General features: G+C 54.9%; 19 protein-coding genes. 11 read left to right on the top strand and 8 right to left on the bottom strand.

The window, feature by feature from the left end; genetic code table 11:
• Positions 1 to 129: 129 nt before the first annotated feature.
• The gene (locus tag HALTITAN_RS23215; protein ID WP_039860779.1) at positions 130 to 2,463 is read left to right on the top strand and encodes a TOTE conflict system archaeo-eukaryotic primase domain-containing protein; all 2,334 of its coding nucleotides are present in this window, start codon (positions 130 to 132) and stop codon (positions 2,461 to 2,463) included.
• Between the two features lie 96 nt (positions 2,464 to 2,559).
• On the opposite strand, the gene HALTITAN_RS23210 is transcribed toward HALTITAN_RS23215, so the two are convergent.
• The 3 genes from HALTITAN_RS23210 to HALTITAN_RS23195 all read right to left on the bottom strand — a co-directional run bounded on the left by HALTITAN_RS23210 (position 2,560) and on the right by HALTITAN_RS23195 (position 4,982).
• Positions 2,560 to 2,853 (bottom strand): helix-turn-helix domain-containing protein, encoded by a 294-nt coding sequence (locus tag HALTITAN_RS23210; RefSeq protein ID WP_039860777.1) that lies wholly within the window; start codon positions 2,851 to 2,853, stop codon positions 2,560 to 2,562.
• A gap of 26 nt (positions 2,854 to 2,879) precedes the next feature.
• Positions 2,880 to 3,203: a type II toxin-antitoxin system RelE/ParE family toxin gene (locus HALTITAN_RS23205; protein WP_035565904.1), complete on the bottom strand. Its 324-nt coding sequence runs from the start codon at positions 3,201 to 3,203 to the stop codon at positions 2,880 to 2,882.
• An 840-nt stretch (positions 3,204 to 4,043) separates the two neighbouring features.
• Positions 4,044 to 4,982, bottom strand: coding sequence for a LysR family transcriptional regulator (locus HALTITAN_RS23195; protein ID WP_009288551.1), 939 nt, complete (start codon positions 4,980 to 4,982; stop codon positions 4,044 to 4,046).
• Between the two features lie 140 nt (positions 4,983 to 5,122).
• Here HALTITAN_RS23195 and HALTITAN_RS23190 point away from each other — a divergent pair, with 140 nt between their 5' ends.
• Entirely contained in the window at positions 5,123 to 6,181 is a 1,059-nt protein-coding gene (locus HALTITAN_RS23190) for an SDR family oxidoreductase (protein WP_039860768.1), read from the top strand.
• A gap of 207 nt (positions 6,182 to 6,388) precedes the next feature.
• Positions 6,389 to 7,333: a co-chaperone YbbN gene (locus tag HALTITAN_RS23185; protein WP_039860766.1), complete on the top strand. Its 945-nt coding sequence runs from the start codon at positions 6,389 to 6,391 to the stop codon at positions 7,331 to 7,333.
• A 16-nt stretch (positions 7,334 to 7,349) separates the two neighbouring features.
• On the opposite strand, the gene HALTITAN_RS23180 is transcribed toward HALTITAN_RS23185, so the two are convergent.
• A complete protein-coding gene (locus tag HALTITAN_RS23180; RefSeq protein ID WP_039860764.1) occupies positions 7,350 to 8,516 on the bottom strand; it encodes a MalY/PatB family protein in 1,167 nt (388 codons plus the stop codon).
• 37 nt (positions 8,517 to 8,553) lie between these two features.
• On the opposite strand from HALTITAN_RS23180, the gene HALTITAN_RS23175 reads away from it, so the two are divergent.
• The 6 genes from HALTITAN_RS23175 (at position 8,554) to HALTITAN_RS23150 (ending at position 11,853) form a co-directional block, all read left to right on the top strand.
• Positions 8,554 to 8,985, top strand: coding sequence for a hypothetical protein (locus tag HALTITAN_RS23175; RefSeq protein WP_022520367.1), 432 nt, complete (start codon positions 8,554 to 8,556; stop codon positions 8,983 to 8,985).
• A 55-nt stretch (positions 8,986 to 9,040) separates the two neighbouring features.
• Positions 9,041 to 9,847 carry a hypothetical protein gene (locus HALTITAN_RS23170; protein WP_009288548.1) on the top strand — a complete coding sequence of 269 codons (807 nt, stop codon included), beginning with the start codon at positions 9,041 to 9,043 and terminating at the stop codon, positions 9,845 to 9,847.
• An 86-nt stretch (positions 9,848 to 9,933) separates the two neighbouring features.
• Complete coding sequence (locus tag HALTITAN_RS23165) at positions 9,934 to 10,341, top strand: acyl-CoA thioesterase (protein WP_027957662.1); 408 nt, start codon at positions 9,934 to 9,936, stop codon at positions 10,339 to 10,341.
• Between the two features lie 41 nt (positions 10,342 to 10,382).
• On the top strand, positions 10,383 to 10,685 hold the full coding sequence (locus HALTITAN_RS23160; RefSeq protein WP_007111787.1) for a hypothetical protein: 303 nt from the start codon (positions 10,383 to 10,385) through the stop codon (positions 10,683 to 10,685).
• Positions 10,686 to 10,697: 12 nt separating this feature from the next.
• The gene (locus tag HALTITAN_RS23155; protein ID WP_009288547.1) at positions 10,698 to 11,219 is read left to right on the top strand and encodes a DUF501 domain-containing protein; all 522 of its coding nucleotides are present in this window, start codon (positions 10,698 to 10,700) and stop codon (positions 11,217 to 11,219) included.
• A gap of 91 nt (positions 11,220 to 11,310) precedes the next feature.
• Entirely contained in the window at positions 11,311 to 11,853 is a 543-nt protein-coding gene (locus tag HALTITAN_RS23150; protein ID WP_009288546.1) for an LOG family protein, read from the top strand.
• Positions 11,854 to 11,873: 20 nt separating this feature from the next.
• Here HALTITAN_RS23150 and HALTITAN_RS23145 read toward each other — a convergent pair whose 3' ends face one another.
• Together HALTITAN_RS23145 and HALTITAN_RS23140 are read right to left on the bottom strand one after the other, a co-directional pair.
• Positions 11,874 to 12,386: a hypothetical protein gene (locus tag HALTITAN_RS23145; protein WP_027957659.1), complete on the bottom strand. Its 513-nt coding sequence runs from the start codon at positions 12,384 to 12,386 to the stop codon at positions 11,874 to 11,876.
• 34 nt (positions 12,387 to 12,420) lie between these two features.
• Positions 12,421 to 12,915 carry a tetratricopeptide repeat protein gene (locus HALTITAN_RS23140; RefSeq protein ID WP_009288545.1) on the bottom strand — a complete coding sequence of 165 codons (495 nt, stop codon included), beginning with the start codon at positions 12,913 to 12,915 and terminating at the stop codon, positions 12,421 to 12,423.
• A gap of 249 nt (positions 12,916 to 13,164) precedes the next feature.
• On the opposite strand from HALTITAN_RS23140, the gene HALTITAN_RS23135 reads away from it, so the two are divergent.
• Together HALTITAN_RS23135 and yaaA are read left to right on the top strand one after the other, a co-directional pair.
• Positions 13,165 to 14,196: an NADP(H)-dependent aldo-keto reductase gene (locus tag HALTITAN_RS23135; protein WP_022520370.1), complete on the top strand. Its 1,032-nt coding sequence runs from the start codon at positions 13,165 to 13,167 to the stop codon at positions 14,194 to 14,196.
• Positions 14,197 to 14,330: 134 nt separating this feature from the next.
• Positions 14,331 to 15,110, top strand: coding sequence for a peroxide stress protein YaaA (gene yaaA, locus HALTITAN_RS23130; RefSeq protein WP_027957657.1), 780 nt, complete (start codon positions 14,331 to 14,333; stop codon positions 15,108 to 15,110).
• 10 nt (positions 15,111 to 15,120) lie between these two features.
• Here yaaA and HALTITAN_RS23125 read toward each other — a convergent pair whose 3' ends face one another.
• Complete coding sequence (locus HALTITAN_RS23125; protein ID WP_022520372.1) at positions 15,121 to 15,696, bottom strand: isochorismatase family protein; 576 nt, start codon at positions 15,694 to 15,696, stop codon at positions 15,121 to 15,123.
• Between the two features lie 114 nt (positions 15,697 to 15,810).
• Positions 15,811 to 15,999, bottom strand: coding sequence for a hypothetical protein (locus tag HALTITAN_RS23120; RefSeq protein ID WP_022520373.1), 189 nt, complete (start codon positions 15,997 to 15,999; stop codon positions 15,811 to 15,813).
• Between the last annotated feature and the right edge of the window lie 337 nt (positions 16,000 to 16,336).

Raw genomic sequence — 16,336 nt, 5'->3', positions numbered from 1 at the left:
TCGCCGTAAATTTTTATGGTGACGAGTGTGGTCTGTCAGCCGAGTGCTGACGATAAGCTAGACTACAAATAAGCGTCTCTAACCTGTTAAACCGTAGACCCCTATAGCTTTACTGGGCACGAGGTAGGTATCCGCACAGATCAAGAACTCGTCACTATTGAGCTGAGACTATCAGAGCTTGAACAAGAAAAGGCTGCTCTCCTTTCTCGAAAGCAAGAGCTGTATCGCTCTGCAAACCGACATGATTTACCGCTACTCACCCCTGGCCAGAAAATCGAAGTATACCGAAAACTCTTTCGAGGCAGGCAGGATGTTTATGCGGTTCGCTGGCAGAGCTCCGGCGGCCGTTCCGGCTATGCTGTCGCTTGTGCGAATGAGTGGATGCCGGGCATCTGTCAGAAACCACGGATCAAGTGCGGAGAATGTCGACACAAAAATTTCAAGCCCCTCGATTTTGATGCAGTTTATGACCACCTGTCTGGCAAACATGTGACTGGCCTTTACCCTTTACTACCGGATAGCTCTTGTTACTTGCTGGCGGCGGATTTTGATAAGGGGGACTGGAAAGCGGATGTTCGTGCACTAGCCCAGGTCTGTCGTGGTGAAGGCGTACCCTATCTTGTGGAGATTTCTCGGTCCGGTGCGGGTGCCCATCTATGGTTTTTCTTTTCAGAAGCTGTTCAAGCTTCGTCAGCGAGGAGGTTGGGATTCAAATTGTTGGATAAGGCCATGGAGCTTCATCCAGGCTTATCCTTCGACTCCTATGACCGGCTATTTCCTAACCAAGACACCATGCCTGATGGTGGGTTTGGCAATCTGATTGCCCTGCCGCTTCAACACGAGGCGCGAAGTCGCGGATGCACCGTCTTCGTCGACGACAACTTTACGCCATACCCGGATCAATGGGCACTGCTCAGTCAGCAACAGACACTTTCATCAGCTCAGCTTGAAGAGCTGATCGGCAAGGAGGCTAATTCCGGTGTGACTGCAGATACTGTGTTGCCGTGGGAGTCAACGTTACCGGTTGATACAGGGAAGCTTTCTGGATGTCCTGAAAGCATCACGCTCATCCTGACCAGTCACATTTATATAAAGTTATTAGGCATTCCTGGAGCATTGGCGGCACGAATAAAGCGAATGGCCAGCTTTGCTAATCCTGTATTTTTCAAAACACAGTCGCTTCGTTTCTCGACGCATGGCATCCCTCGCTACATATCATGCGCCCATATTGAGCAAGGTTATCTTTCTATTCCCAGAGGCTGCTTGGATGAGCTTCAGGATCTGCTGCTGGAACAAGGAATCACGGTGGACATTGATGACCATAGAATATCAGGCCAGTTTTTACCTGGAGTCAGCCTAAAAGCAACGCTGCGTGGCGACCAGGATAAGGCGGTGCAGGCACTTGTCCAACACGATACCGGAATACTTCATGCACCGACCGCTTTCGGTAAAACCGTAACGGCTATTGGCGTGATAACCAGGCGGCAAGTCAACACACTGATCCTCGCGCACAGTCGTCAGCTACTTGATCAATGGAAGGAGCGACTCGACACCTTCCTTGAGGGGGCGCCCATCGGTGTAATTGGCGGCGGTAAAAAGAAACCTACTGGGCAGGTCGACGTTGCCACTTACCAAAGCTTGATCAATAAGAAAGACAATACGGTCTCGAAGCTGGTCAAGGAGTACGGGCAAGTCATCATCGATGAATGCCATCATATCTCAGCGCCACGTTACGAGATGTTGCTTAATGAGGTCAGCGCTCGATACGTCATTGGTTTGACAGCAACGCCTGATCGTCAGGATGGCCACCAAAAAATCATGTTGATGGTTGCAGGGCCCATTCGTCACAAAGCCCAGGCGCAACACAGTAACCGATTTATCCAACACGTCATTGTTCGAGAGCATCACGAAACGCCACCCACCCACATCTGCCAGCCTAGTGTGCGGCCCCATATCGCATCGGTTTACCATTGGCTTGCCCAGAGCAGCGCCCGAAATGAGGCCATTGTTCAGGATGTTGCAAGCTGTGCGCACAACCAAGCAAATTGCCTTGTGCTGACGGAACGACGAGAACATGCCGAGACCTTGGCGACACTGCTGGATGCTGAATCCATATCGTCAGTTATCTTACGTGGTGGGATGCGCGTCAAAGAGCGCCAGTTGGCAGAAAAAGAGTTGCATAGGGTTCAAGTCATCGTTGCAACTGGGAAATACATTGGAGAAGGCTTTGACTTGCCTCGACTGGACACCCTGTTTTTAGCTCTGCCCATCGCATGGAAAGGAACGCTGTCACAGTATGCAGGCAGACTCCATCGAGACACCGAAGGCAAACTAGAAGTCACTGTCTATGATTACTTGGATACTGGCCTGCCTATGCTTGAGCGAATGTTCCGAAAGCGTGAGAAAGGCTATAAAGCTATGGGGTATAAGTTTATCGATTCCGGGCAAACCAGATTGCTTTAGCCTTTGAGAGGCAGTCAGTCGTTAAAAGCTCATCAAGTGAACTGAGGCCAAGAATTTCTTCACTTGTCTAGCTGAACCTAGTTTATCTGGTCACTCTCAGGCGGCTACTTCCTTCTCGTCTTCAATCTCCAGTTCGAGATGGAAGTTAGCTGGCCCCGTCAGGTTGACCAAAGCATCGAGACTGAACTTATTAATCTGGCCGTTCAGCAAGTCGTTGAGGCGGGGTTGGGTGATTCCCAGACGATGTGCAGCCTCTTTCTGAGTAATATCCCACTCCCTTACACGGCCAGCAATCCTCGCCATGAGCTCGGAGCGCAGCCGCATGTTCAGCGCCTCTTCAGGAGTGTCCTCGATGGCGTCCCACACACTGTCGTAATACTCGATGGCCATTTTCTAACCTCGCTTGGTGGTTGGGCTCAGGGCAGCTCCTTGTATCGCTGCTTGCCCAAGTCGATGTCTTTTTTGGCGGTCTGCTGGGTTTTCTTCTGGAAGCAGTGGAGCACAAATACCGCGTCGCCCCGGTTGGCCACGTAGAAGACCCGAAAGGCGCCGTTGTGTTCCCGAATGCGGATTTCCATGACACCAGGGCCAACGCTTGGCATTGGGCGGAAATCGTCCGGCTGGCCTCCAGCCTGAATCTTGTCTATCTGAAACCCCGCTTCTCGCTTGGCGTCCAGAGAGAAGTCGCGCAGCCGATCCTTCGAGTCTCCAACGAATGCAACAGGTTTCTTGCGCGCCACGCTGGCTCCTTAACTGCCATAAATTTATATCAGTTCAGATATAATAAACTCATCAATCGAATGCTTCAAGCTGCTTCCACTGTAGCCGTATCACCAATAAGATGCCGTTGACTATTCGCACTTGGGTTGGCGGTCTCAATGACCAAATGCAATATCTGACCCTCCGGTATGGTTTTGCCACGACTCATTGCTATTGCGACCTCTCTACTGAAGACCGAGCCGCCATCATGCAGATGCGGGTTCACTACTAAATCCGAACCATCGCCCGACAATTGGAACATCCGCCCAGCGCCATCTCACGGGAACTGGCATACCAAACAATCCGTTCTGACAAAACCTATGATGCCAGTCTCGCCGGTTTCAGAGTCCGGCTAACCCGCTGCCGACCTCAGCAGCAGCCTAACGGTCATTTATGCTGTAAATTTTACATTTTATTTTGTGACACTCTTTAGCGTGCTAGATTGACCTTAAATTACCTAGACAGCATTTCAAAAACCGACGAAAACCCTTATATAGCAGGCTATTTAGACAAATAACAACAAATAAAGCAGCACTAAGAAAATCAAATCAATCCGGCTCATAACCCGAAGGTCATCGGTTCAAATCCGGTCCCCGCTACCAATATTTTTAAAGGCAGATCAGTTACTTACTGGTCTGCCTTTTTTTATTGCCTAGAGTTCGGTGAGAGTAGTCAGAAAAGCTCTCGGGTTCAGCGTCTCATCCCCCCCCTGAAGGCCATCGGTTCGCTTTTATTCTAAAGCCAAAGCCAGCGAATCTCGCTATCCAATACAACAGAGAAAGCCGTTATCGAAAGGCAGCGGCTTTTTTGTGCCTGAACCCTTACACCGCCAGCTGCTCACGCCAGCGATCCCATTCTGGTGTAGATCCAACCATCTCAAACAGATGATCCAAAAAAGCGCTTACCTTGCGGGTGTGCAGCCGACGCTGGGCGTAGAGCACGTGGATATCGCGCCTGCCTGGCACGACTTCACATCGCCACGCTTCGAGCAGAGGCAACAGTTTGCCCGAGGCCAGCTCATCAGCGATCAGCCAGGTGGGAAACATCACCAGTCCCTGCCCCATTAGCGCGGCACGCACCAGGCTCTCGGCATCGTTGCTATACAGGCTGCCGTCGACTTTGTAAGCAAAGGCTTGCGGCTGCTCGGCATGATGGAAGTACCAGCGCTGACGACCCATTTCACCTTGGTAGAGCAGGCAGTCGTGGTGTTCAAGGTCATCTGGGGTATTGGGCCTGCCGCAGCGCTGTATATAGGTGGGGGCAGCAACCACAACGTAGTTCATTGACGCTAGGCGGCGTGCCACCAGCGTTGAATCGGCCAATTCGCCGACACGAAAGGTAATATCGATGCCCTCGCGCACCGGGTCGGTCAGTTGATCGGTTAACATCAGTTCGGCTTTGATCGCCGGGTAGCGGCGTTGAAAGTGATGCAGAATCGGCACGATTTGGCGCTGGCCGAAAGCCACGGGAGCATTGAGGCGCAGCACGCCGCTAGGCGCTGTATTGGGGGCCGTTAGCGCTTCCGTCGCCAGGTCGAGTCGTTCAAGTATCTCGCGAACTTCCTGATAGTAGCGCAAACCTGCCTCGGTCAGCGTCACGGCGCGGGTGTGGCGATAGAACAGTTGCTGACCAAGCGCCTCCTCTAAAGAGGCAATCTGACGCGAAACCGACGACACGGCGCGATGAAAGTGGCGTGCGGTGGCGGTAAAACTTCCTGTCGCGGCGACGCGCTCAAAGATGCGTAGCGCATTGAGATCCATCGAGTTGCTCCTAGCGCAATAAAGATTTGCGATTTTTCCAATTGTAGCAATGATTCTTGGCGACCAGACTGCTTTTCATCGGACACAAAGCACATTTCCACTGCCCGTTCCGAAAATTTTGTCTACAAAAGGAGTTAACGATGCGCAAAGGCACCGCATTAGTCGTCGGCGCGACCGGCATCACTGGTGGCAACTTAGCCAGCTACCTCACCGCTAGCGGGTGGAGTGTCTATGGATTATCTCGTCGCCCCTCTGATCAAGCAGGGGTAATTCCCGTCGCTGCCGATCTGTTAGATCGCGAGGCTACGGCGGAAGCACTGGCGGGGCTACCCATCACCCACGTGTTTTATTGCACTTGGGTGCGGCGCGAAAATGAAAAGGCTAACGTCGAGGCCAACGGCGCGATGATGCACAACCTCCTCGACGCCCTGCAGGGCGCAAGCTTGGCACATGTCTCGTTGGTGACCGGCACCAAGCAGTATCTGGGTGCCTTCGAGAACTACGGTAGCGGCAAGACCGAGACGCCGTTTCGTGAATCAGCACCCCGCGTACCTGGCGAGAACTTTTACTACACCCTCGAAGACACCATGTTCGCGAAGGCGGATCGGGACGGCTTTAGCTGGAACGTGCACCGACCACACACGGTCATCGGCTATGCCCGCGGTAACGCCATGAACATGGGCGTGACGCTGGCGGTTTACGCCTCTATCTGCAAGGCAACGGGCAAGCCGTTTACCTTCCCTGGCTCGCAGGTGCAGTGGAACGCCTTGACCGATCTAACCGATTCGCTGGTGTTGGCGCGGCAGATGGAGTGGGCGGCGACCACGCCCGGTGCCCACAATGAGGCCTTTAATACGGTCAATGGCGATGTGTTCCGCTGGCGTCGACTGTGGCATGAAATTGGCGAATTCTTCGAGCTTGAAGTAGCCGACTGCCCGGAAACGCCACAACCGCTCGAAACCCAGATGGCCGACATTGCGCCTACCTGGGCCGAGATTGTCGAAAACAACGAGCTAGTCGAAGCCGATGTCAGCAAGTTAGCCTCCTGGTGGCACACCGATGCCGACCTGGGGCGCGAGCTTGAGTGCGTCAACGACGTCACCAAGTCGCGAGATTTCGGCTTTGATCACTTCCGTGAAACACGCGCGGCGTTTTTCGATCTGTTCGCTCGCCTACGCGCGGAGCGCATCATTCCTTAAGTAATTTCAGAAGCAATTTCAGAAACAATGCCAAAAATAGTAGCTCATCCAGGGCGCCTAACCGCGCCCTGTTTCTGCTTTATCAGGTTCACGTAGCTTGATACCTACTAGCAGTGAGTTTTATTTCCCTCCTCTTCCTTGAATCCACCGGCAAATGCCTGCATATCATGGGGAACTATTGTTCATTTTTTGATGCCGAGTCTACCCATGCAAATTATCGATCCCCGCTCAGGTAAGCCGCTTACGGCGGATACCGGAAGTGCTGACGCTACCGCGCCTAACGCTGAACAAGCGGCGGTGCGCCCTGAAGATGTCATTATCGAGCTCAATGCTGGCAATATTCAGCAGGTGCTTGAAGCGTCCATGCAGGTGCCGGTGCTAATGGGCTGCTACTCGCCGTCCAACGCAAGCAGCAGCACCCTGCTCGCGGTGCTGGAGAGGCTGGTGGTTGAGTACGCGGGCGCTTTCCTGCTCGGCAAGCTCGATATTGAAGCAAACCCCGAAATCGGCGGCCAACTGGGCGTGCGTTCTGTGCCCGATGTGAAGCTGATTAGCCAGGGCGGCTTGGTGGATGGCTTCCAGGGCGCTCTGCCGGAGAAAGAAGTGCGCGAGTGGCTCAATCGCTACTTCCCCGCCCCCGGCGAAGCGCCGCCTACCCCTGAAGAGCAGGCGGAAGAAGCGCTTAAAGCCGGTGACACCGCCGCTGCCCGCGAGATTTATCAAACCCTAATGGGCCAGTACCCAGAGCACTATGCCTACCAGGTAGCCTTCGCACGGGTATTGGTGGCCGAAGGGCGCGGCAGTGAGGCCCGTGAAGTACTCGATAACCTGCCCCCGGAAGAGCGCGACGCGGCACCTGCGCGTGGCGTACGCGCCAGCATCGAGTTTAGCGAGCAGGCACTCTCAGCCGAGGAGATTGCGGCCCTGGGCAATCGCACCGATAGCGAAGCGCAGTACCAGCGCGCCCTGCGCCAAGTGGCCGACGGTCATTATGATGAAGGGCTGGAGGCGCTGCTGGCGCTGATGAAGCAGGATCGCGCCTATAACGATGACGCGGCGCGTAAAACGCTACTGCAGGTATTCGACGCCCTGGGCGCCGACCACCCGCTGACCGTTGCTTACCGCCGTAAGCTTTTTGCGATGCTGTACTAAGGTCTTCTTAAGGCTTTCAATCCCGCTTCAGCAGGGAATCCATACGAGACAGCGCCGCTTCCAGCTGGGAAGCGGTGGTACCAAAGTTAAGCCGCACAAAGCCGGGGCAGCCAAAGGCCGCCCCGTCCGAAAGCGCTACTCCCGCCTCTTTCAGCAACGTCTTGTAGGGCGCCTCACCTAACCATGCCTCGCGCATATCCAGCCAAGCTAGATAGGTCGACTCCGGCGCACTCCAGCGCACGCCCGGCCAAGTCGCTACGCGTGCCTGCAGCGTCCCACGATGCTCACGTAACACGCTTAACAGCTCCTGGCGCCACGGCTCGCCATGTCGATACGCTGCTTCCGCCGCGACCAAGCCGAGCACGTTGCCATCGGGAAGTAACCCCTTGGTAGCCGTCGCAAAGCGCTCACGCAGTGCGGGGTCGGGAATCACCGCGCAGGCGCTGGTTAAGCCCGCCAGGTTAAAGGTTTTCGACGGTGCCCATAGCGTAATGGTGCGCTTCGCTAATTCAGGAAATGCCGCGGCTAACGGGCGGTGCTGGGCGCCTTCGTCCAATAACAGGTCGCAGTGCAGCTCATCGGAGACCACCCAAAGGTCGTGGCGCTCCACTAGCTCAGCCAGCGCTGCAAGTTCCTCATGGCGCCACACTCGCCCCGTAGGGTTGTGGGGCTGGCACCACAGCAGCAAGCGCGTACGCGGCGTAATAGCGGCCTCCAAGGCGGCAATATCGAGCTGCCAAGGCTCATTGGGGGTTGAAGGCGCTGCCAGCATCGCCTGCTGGGGCAATCGGCCTGTGCGCTTTGCAACCTCTAAAAATGGCGGGTAGATCGGCGCCACCGTCAAGACACCGTCGCCTGGCTCGGTCAGCGCTAACGCGGCCAGGTGCAAAGCTGGCACTACGCCCGGCAGCCACTGCTGCCACTCCGGCTGAATGGGCCAGTCATAGTGGTGGGCGCTCCACTGGCACAGGGTTTCTGTTAACGTAGCGGGCACTCCGCCATAGCCATATACACCGTGGGCCACCCGCGCCTGCAGTGCATCAATCACCGCAGGTGGGGAGCGGAAATCTATATCGGCGACCCAAAGAGGCAGTACGTCGTCGCCGTAGCGGTGCCATTTTTGCGATGCCCAGCCACCTTCTGGGTGGCGTCGCTCCACAGGCGTGGCAAAATCGTAGGCCATGAAAAATCTCACTCATTCAATAGGGGTTGTGCCAAGCATGCCGCAAGATGACTTTTATACCAAGATGCGGGCGGGGCTATCGGCGCTGTTGCGGCAATGGCGCTCGCTTGGGCAAGCGAATACGGATCAGCTAGCGCTCATTTTGGCCGAAACAGCACGGGTAGCTAAATTAGGTACACCCGACGCCACGCCCAGCGGCGCCACCCTGGAGCAGTGGAGCCAGGATGAGCTAGGTGAAATGCCGCTATGGGCGCCGCGCACTGCGGTCTTTCTGCTCAATCAAATGCCCGCTCGCCCGACCCCCGATAGCGACGCCGAAGCCTGTGCCTGGGCTTACTGCTGGCTGCGCAACCGTTCGTTTGATTCACTCCAAGCGGCGCAGGAGGCGCTCCCCGCGCACTTGAAAGCGCCCCTAAAAGATGCCCTTGAGGCCGCATGGCGCGACCAGCAAGGCCTGCGTTTGGTTTAATTCACGAGCTCGCAGGCTGACAGTACCCAAACAATAACAGCAAGGAAAACGCCGCATGATTGAAGTCCCTCTCACTTGGCAGCTAGCGAAATTAGGGCTATCGATCAGCATGGTGCTGGGACTAGGCGCGATTGCCGTGCGTGCTAGCCCGCGCATGGCGGGCCTGCTGGCGGGCTATCCGTTAGGCACGGCCTTGGCGCTATTTTTTATCGGCTTGGAAATTTCCCCTCAGTTTGCGACCCAAAGTGCGGTGCATACCCTGGCGGGCTTTACGGCCACAATGGCGCTAGGGGCCGGTTATTGGATGGCAGGACGACAGCCGGGCGTTAAAGGTGTCATTGGCGGCGTGGCGGGCGGCTTGGTTGCCTGGCTCGCCGTTAGCACGCTGCTCGCTCAGTTTAACTTCACGCGTTTGAGCGGCACGCTGGTGACGCTATGCGCCATTGCTCTGTTCAGCGGCTTATTTCGCAGCATTACTGATGTCAGGATACCCGCCAGCAGAACGTTTTCGTTACCGGCGCTTGCCGCCCGCGCGGCACTTGCCACGGTGATCATATTTACCATTACCAGCCTGGCCCACTGGCTGCCGCCCGCCTGGGCGGGAACGTTGGCCGCCTTTCCCGTCACGATGCTGCCTTTTTTGCTGATCCTACACCTGAACCATGGGGCAGCGCCGGTGGCGACGGTGATCAAGCACTACCCGATGGGACTTGGCTCGCTACTGAGTTACACGCTATGTGTTTCCTATACTTACAGCACACTAGGGTTGCTATGGGGCACATTGGTCGGCTTCGCTGCTGCCACGCTATGGCTGTTGGGGTGGATGCAACTCATTGCGTGGTATCAACGCCGCACCGCTTGACCAAGCGCTTGCTTGGGTTAATCCTAAACGTTGCCGTTGCGATTACCCCTACTAATAACCTGTTTTTTTAATAACAAGGACAAGCCATGTTTACCCGTACCATTGAGCCCGCCTTTTACGATACTGACGCCTTAGGGCACATTAACAACACCCGCCTGCCAGCGTGGTTTGAGCTTGCCCGAAATGACTTGTTCAAACTCTTTACCCCTGATTTAAACCCCAAGCAGTGGCGCTTGATTATGGCGCGCATGGAAGTCGACTACCGGGCTGAACTGTTTTACGGTCACGATATCGAAATACGTACTTACTTAACGCGATTAGGCAATAGCTCGTTTACAGTCACCCAAGAGGCGCGGCAGCACGGCAAGCTCACTAACCTGGGCCATACGGTTATGGTGCAGTATGACCACCAGGCCAAGTGCGCCATGCCTATTGAGGGTGACCTGCGCGAGGCGCTAATGTCGCACCTTCAAGACGCGCCTGAGCCCGCCTGATCGACGCTGCCCTGCACTACCGGGGCAACAGGAGCCTTATAATGGCAATCCGCTACAACCTCTGGATAGACCCTGACAACGTCGCCCAGCATCGCGCCGTGGAGGCAGACCTTGAGCGCTATTTTATTGAGCGCTTTGCCGACTATCCGCATATCCGCTTGTTTGGTGCCGATCCCTACGATTATGATGCCCCCTTCAATCGCCTTTATGACGTGCTAATGGCACGAGCCGCTGAATACTGTGAGCGGACGTGGTGCTATGTCGCGTCGCCTGAACAGCTCAATCGCTGCTTTTTCCGTGCCGTTGGCCGCTCGACTAAATTTGTTCAAGACGACCGTTCGTGAGAGACCAACCCAATGGTGATACGCACCAACCAAGCGCCTGACGAACGTCAGCTCGCCATTATTGCCCAGCAGCTTGGCCGCGCACCGCGTGGTATCGAAGCGGTAGCCGCCACCGACGGTGAAGGTACACCGCTAGTACTGCGTATGGCGCCGATTGTCGATGGTAAACCCTTCCCCACCCTGTATTGGCTCTGTTCCGATGTTCTGAAAGTTGAGATTTCCCGCATCGAAGCCGTTGGGGTTATCAAAGCGCTCGAACAACGCCTACAGGAAGAGCCTGAATTTCTTGAGGCTTACCAACAGAGCCATCGCGACTATGTGACCGCTCGCTGGGACTATATGAGTAATGCTCAGCGTGAAGAAGTCGCTAAGCTGGGTTACACCAACGTGATGACCGAACGCGGCATTGGCGGCATTAGCAACTGGCATCAGATACGCTGCCTGCACACCCAGTACGCCCACCACCTGTGCGGTGATAATGTGATTGGGCAGTGGATGGATGAGCATCATCAGGTAGACCGCTGTTTACCCTAAGCCCCTTTTAACCTAAGCCTCGTAGTAATCTCGTTTTCTTTTTGGCTACGGTTTTAGTCACGTTCATTTTTTAACGACAGGAAATAAACGAATGGCTCGAATTTGCGTTTATCTTGGCTCCCGTGAAGGTAACAGCCCTGCCTTCCGCCAGGCCACCAATCAACTGGGGCGCACCCTCGCTGAACGCGGCCACACGTTGGTTTATGGTGGGGCACGCGTTGGCCTGATGGGCGAGCTGGCTAACGCAGCACTTGAGGCCGGTGGTGAAGTCATTGGTGTGATGCCCGACCACCTGGTGGAGCGCGAACAGGCCCACTTTGGCTTGAGCGAGCTGATTCGGGTGCGCAACATGCACGAACGCAAAGCCACCATGGCGGCCAACGCCGATGCTTTTATTGCCTTACCCGGCGGGATTGGCACCTTGGAAGAGCTGTTTGAAATATGGACGTGGGGCTATCTAGGCCTGCATGAAAAACCGATGGGGTTGCTGAACATCGACGAGTTCTATTCGCCGCTGCTGACCTTTTTAGACAGCACGGTTAGTCATGGCTTTTTGGCGTCTCCCACCCGCGAAATGCTGCTCGATGCACCGTCCCCCAATGAGTTGCTTGAGGCGCTGGAGGCCCAGCTATAAAACTGGTGAGGGAAGAGTTACTAACGTCCCGGGTGCTCGGTGAGCTTGCGGGTATGCTGATAGGTAAGCTGCAGTAAACGGGCATCTTCACCTGCCCGGTGGCGGTGAATACCCTGTTCGGCGATCAGCGCTTCTTTGGTGTCGCTCCACACTGCCTGCTGCTCTTCGCTAAGCAGAATTCTTAGCGCCTCAAGACGAAAACGCGGCAGCATACCCGCATGATGGAAGAGCAGCGACAGCCAGGTATTGTCGTACCCCCAACTATCGCTGTACGCCTTACCCAGCTCGCGTAGTTCATCGTTCAGCCAGTGGGCGACCTGGCGTACCGGGTAGCCCTCCTGAATAAGGCGATCACGGGAGATGCCATGCAGCAGTTCAGCCTTGGGATCCCAGTGCGTCCACTCTTCCAGCGGTTGAATGAGAAAAGCACAGCAGCTTCCATCGGCACGGGCGATGCCTACTTCAATGGGGTAGCTGCCGCGCCCAAATCCGGACGCTTCAATATCTAGCACTGTGGGTAGCGTCTCGGACACAACCTTCCTCACTCAATCAAAACGCGGTAACGCTTCATGCGGCGGCCACGCTATTTAGTGCCAGCTGATCCGCCTGTCGCTGCCAGTAAGCCGCACGCTCACCATCTACCGCCAAGCCTAATTCACCCAGGCGATAAGCGCGAGCAAGCCGCTCTGCGGCGAGATAGTGCCCAGACTGGGCGGCGCGTGCGTACCAGGTCACCGCGTAATCTTCACGGCGCGGGTACTGGGCACAGCCATGTTCGTGGATTTGTGCCACCTGGTACTGTGACTTTACATCCCCGGCATGCGCAGCTTCCAGAACGTACCGCGCTCCGCGCGCTTTGTCCTGGGGCGTCTGACTGCGATGAAACAGCATATGGCCGTATACGGAGAGCGCGTCTGGGTGACCCGCTTCCGCACAGCGCTTAAACAAGCGCATCGTTAAACGCTGGGTCCGCGGTGAACGCGGCAACAGCCAGTGATTATGAAACAGCCGTTCAGCTAGGCGAAATTCTAGCCGAGTAAACAACGTTGATGCCTGCAGCATGGCAAACCACCCTGCCTGTCGTCTGTTGGAACCTTGGGCTAGCAGTCACAAAAATAGCTGCCAACCACACGAGAAACCGGCCTTTAGCCGGTCGATGGGCTGGCAAGCATACGCCTGCCTTTGCGACGACTCAACCCCATTAATTTGCTGCTTGCAATGAGCCTCGCTAACATGCCATTCATACGCCGTTTACCAGCCTGGTAATGGCGGCTTATCTTGTGGCAATTCCGCCTTAGTAAGGAGATAAAAATGCAAACGCGCCCACTTGGCAGAACCGGCATGGAGGTAAGTCGACTCTGTTTAGGCACGATGACGTTTGGCGAGCAAAACAGCGAAGCTGAAGCCCACGAACAGCTTGATAGAGCCGTGGCGTTTGGCATCAATTTTATTGATACCGCAGAAATGTACCCCGTTCCGCCCATGGCCCAGACCCAGGGCTTAACTGAGCGCTATATTGGCAGTTGGCTTAAGCAGCGTGGCGCCAGGGACGATCTGATCATAGCCACCAAGGCCGCAGGCCCAGGGCTTGACCATATACGGGGTGGCCCGCGTTTAACCCGTGAGCATATTCATCAGGCCATCGATACAAGCCTGGAGCGCTTGAACACCGATTACGTTGACCTTTACCAACTGCACTGGCCCGACCGTCAAACCAATTTCTTTGGCAAGCTAGGCTACGTTCATAGCGAAGACGAAGATGCGACGCCGCTAGAAGAGACGCTTGATGCGCTGAAAGAGCTGGTTGATGCAGGCAAAGTACGGGCTATTGGGCTCTCTAATGACACGCCCTGGGGCGTGATGCGCTCACTGCAGCTTGCCGATAAGCTAGATTTACCGCGTGTGGCGTCTATTCAAAACCCCTACAACCTTCTAAATCGCTCTTTTGAAGTTGGTTTGGCTGAAATTGCCCACCGTGAAGATGTCGGTCTACTTGCTTATTCACCGCTAGGGTTTGGGGTACTCTCAGGTAAATACCTGAATGGCGCGCAACCACCCAAAGGTCGTTTGACGCTGTATGAGCGCTTCAAGCGTTACACCTCGCCCGAAGCCGAGGCGGCCACCCAGGCTTACGTTGCGCTTGCTGAAAAGCACGAGCTAGACCCTGCGCAAATGGCGCTGGCGTTTGTTAACTCTCGCAGCTTCTTGACCAGCAATATCATTGGTGCGACCACCATGGAGCAGTTGGAAAGCAATCTTGCCAGCGAGAGCCTCAAGCTGGACAACGAAGTGCTAGAGGCAATCGAAGATATTCACCGCCGTATGCCCAATCCCTGTCCTTAAAACAAACAGCCCTTAAAAACAAGCCGACTCTCATAAGGCTATCACCGCTATAGCCTCGGCCTTTGCCGAGGCTTGGTATACTGAGCCCACTTATATCAGGCTTTTATTTATCAGGGCACGACCAGGAGCATGCGATGCTGAGCGTTATCTCTCCCGCCAAAACGCTGGACTTTGAAACCCCACCGACCACAGAGCAAGTGTCACAACCCGACTTTCTGAAACACAGCCAAGCGCTTATCACTATTTTGCGTGATTACTCGCCGCAGCAAATCAGCGAACTCATGGGTATCAGCGATAAATTGGCGGGCCTGAATGCGGCGCGTTTTGAGGAGTGGCACCCTCCTTTCACTCTGAGCAATGCCAAACCTGCTGCACAGGCTTTTCAGGGCGACGTTTATACCGGCCTGCAAGCAGAAAACTTCAGCGAAGCGGAGAACCGTTACGCACAGTCGCATCTGCGCATACTTTCTGGCCTATATGGCCTGCTGCGGCCGCTGGATTTGATTCAGGCCTACCGCCTGGAAATGGGCACCAAGCTGCCTAACAGTGCCGGTAAGGATCTGTATGCCTATTGGAAGCCCATCCTGGCACCTGCACTTAATGAAGCCATTGCAGAAAGCGGCTCCAACGTGCTGGTTAATCTCGCCTCGAATGAGTACTTCAAAGCGGTAGATACCAAGCAGCTTAATGCCCGGATCATTACGCCGGTGTTTAAAGATGAGAAAAACGGCACCTTTAAAATCATCAGCTTCTACGCCAAAAAAGCGCGTGGACTGATGAGCGCTTGGCTTATCCAGGAACAGGTCAACGATCCAGATGAACTCAAGGCGTTCAATGTGGCAGGTTATCGTTTCGATGCATCGGCATCCCAAGGGGATACCTTCGTTTTCACTCGTAAAGAAGCCGATCGCTAAAGCGAATGGCCTAATAGAAACGTACGGGGCGTGACGCGCGCGGCTTTAAAAAGCGCTGGTGCGCCTCTTTGAACAGCGCTGTATCGCAGCGGTGAAGCCACTCATAAGCCACCATATCTGCCGTCACCGCCACAGCACCGCTCGCGCAGGCGCGCTCACGGGCAAACGCAGCCTCTTGCGGGCGTCGACTGGCAGAGGCGTCACTCAGCCAGTACAACTCGTAGCCTGCCTCTAATAGCCCTAAACCCGTTTGCAGCACGCAGATGTGCGCTTCTGTTCCACACAGTACAATCTGTGTTTTACCCGTTGCGTTTAGCGCTTCACGAAATTCAGTTTCCGCCATGGCCCCAAAATGCTGTTTCTGCCAGAGCCGATAGTCATTCAGGCAGGCGAGCAGTGATGCCGAGGATCCTCCCAGTTTTTCTGGAGACTGCTCGGTTAACCATACAGGCACCTCAAGCAAGCACGCCATTTCGCCTAGCCAAGCCGCTTCATTCATGGCTTCTTGACCACCATCGATTACAGGCAGCAGACCCGCCTGGAAATCGACCATTAACAACAGGCTTTTATCGCGTTGTAGTAGCACGTTGCCACCTCATTTTTATCGTTATTCAGGCTAACCATAATAGACGCGATACAAACAATAAAGCAGCCGCTTTTCAGCGACTGCTTCGGTTAACTCATCAAACAAATGCTCGGCCTAGTTCTCGGCCGCTTCTTCCATATCTTCGCCGAGCTCTTCCATGCTCTCCCCGGCATCTTCTGCGGCGTCATCAATGCTTTCACCCGCTTCTTCAGCAGGCCCTTGATCATCACAAGCGATCAGTCCGCCTGCCATCAAAGCCATAAATAGAGCAATTGCTAACTTCTTGGCTACTTGCGTCGTCATACCGTTTCTCCTCCTGAGATTTTACTTCTGGGTACGTGCAACATAATACTAGATGCTGCGTGGCAACAATACCATGTTAAATGCACAAGCTATTGTTATATATGACATAAAACGCCAGAAAACCGCACGTTAGTGTGAGGTGTGAGGTGTGAGGTGTGAGGTGTGAGGTGTGAGGTGTGAGGTGTGAGGTGTGAGGTGTGAGGTGTGAGCAGGGTATTCGTTAGATACCCCTACACCAACGTTTTCTACTCACTATTCCCCCTCTCTCCTCACTCTTTACCCCTCACGCCCATGCAAAAAAAATCCCCCAAGGCATCAGCCCTGAGGGATTTTTCAT

It is taken from the genome of Vreelandella titanicae BH1 (assembly GCF_000336575.1).
GTDB classification, from domain to species: domain Bacteria; phylum Pseudomonadota; class Gammaproteobacteria; order Pseudomonadales; family Halomonadaceae; genus Vreelandella; species Vreelandella titanicae.
Note: the sequence above shows the minus strand (reverse complement) of the source record. Positions and strands in the feature narration are given on the sequence as shown.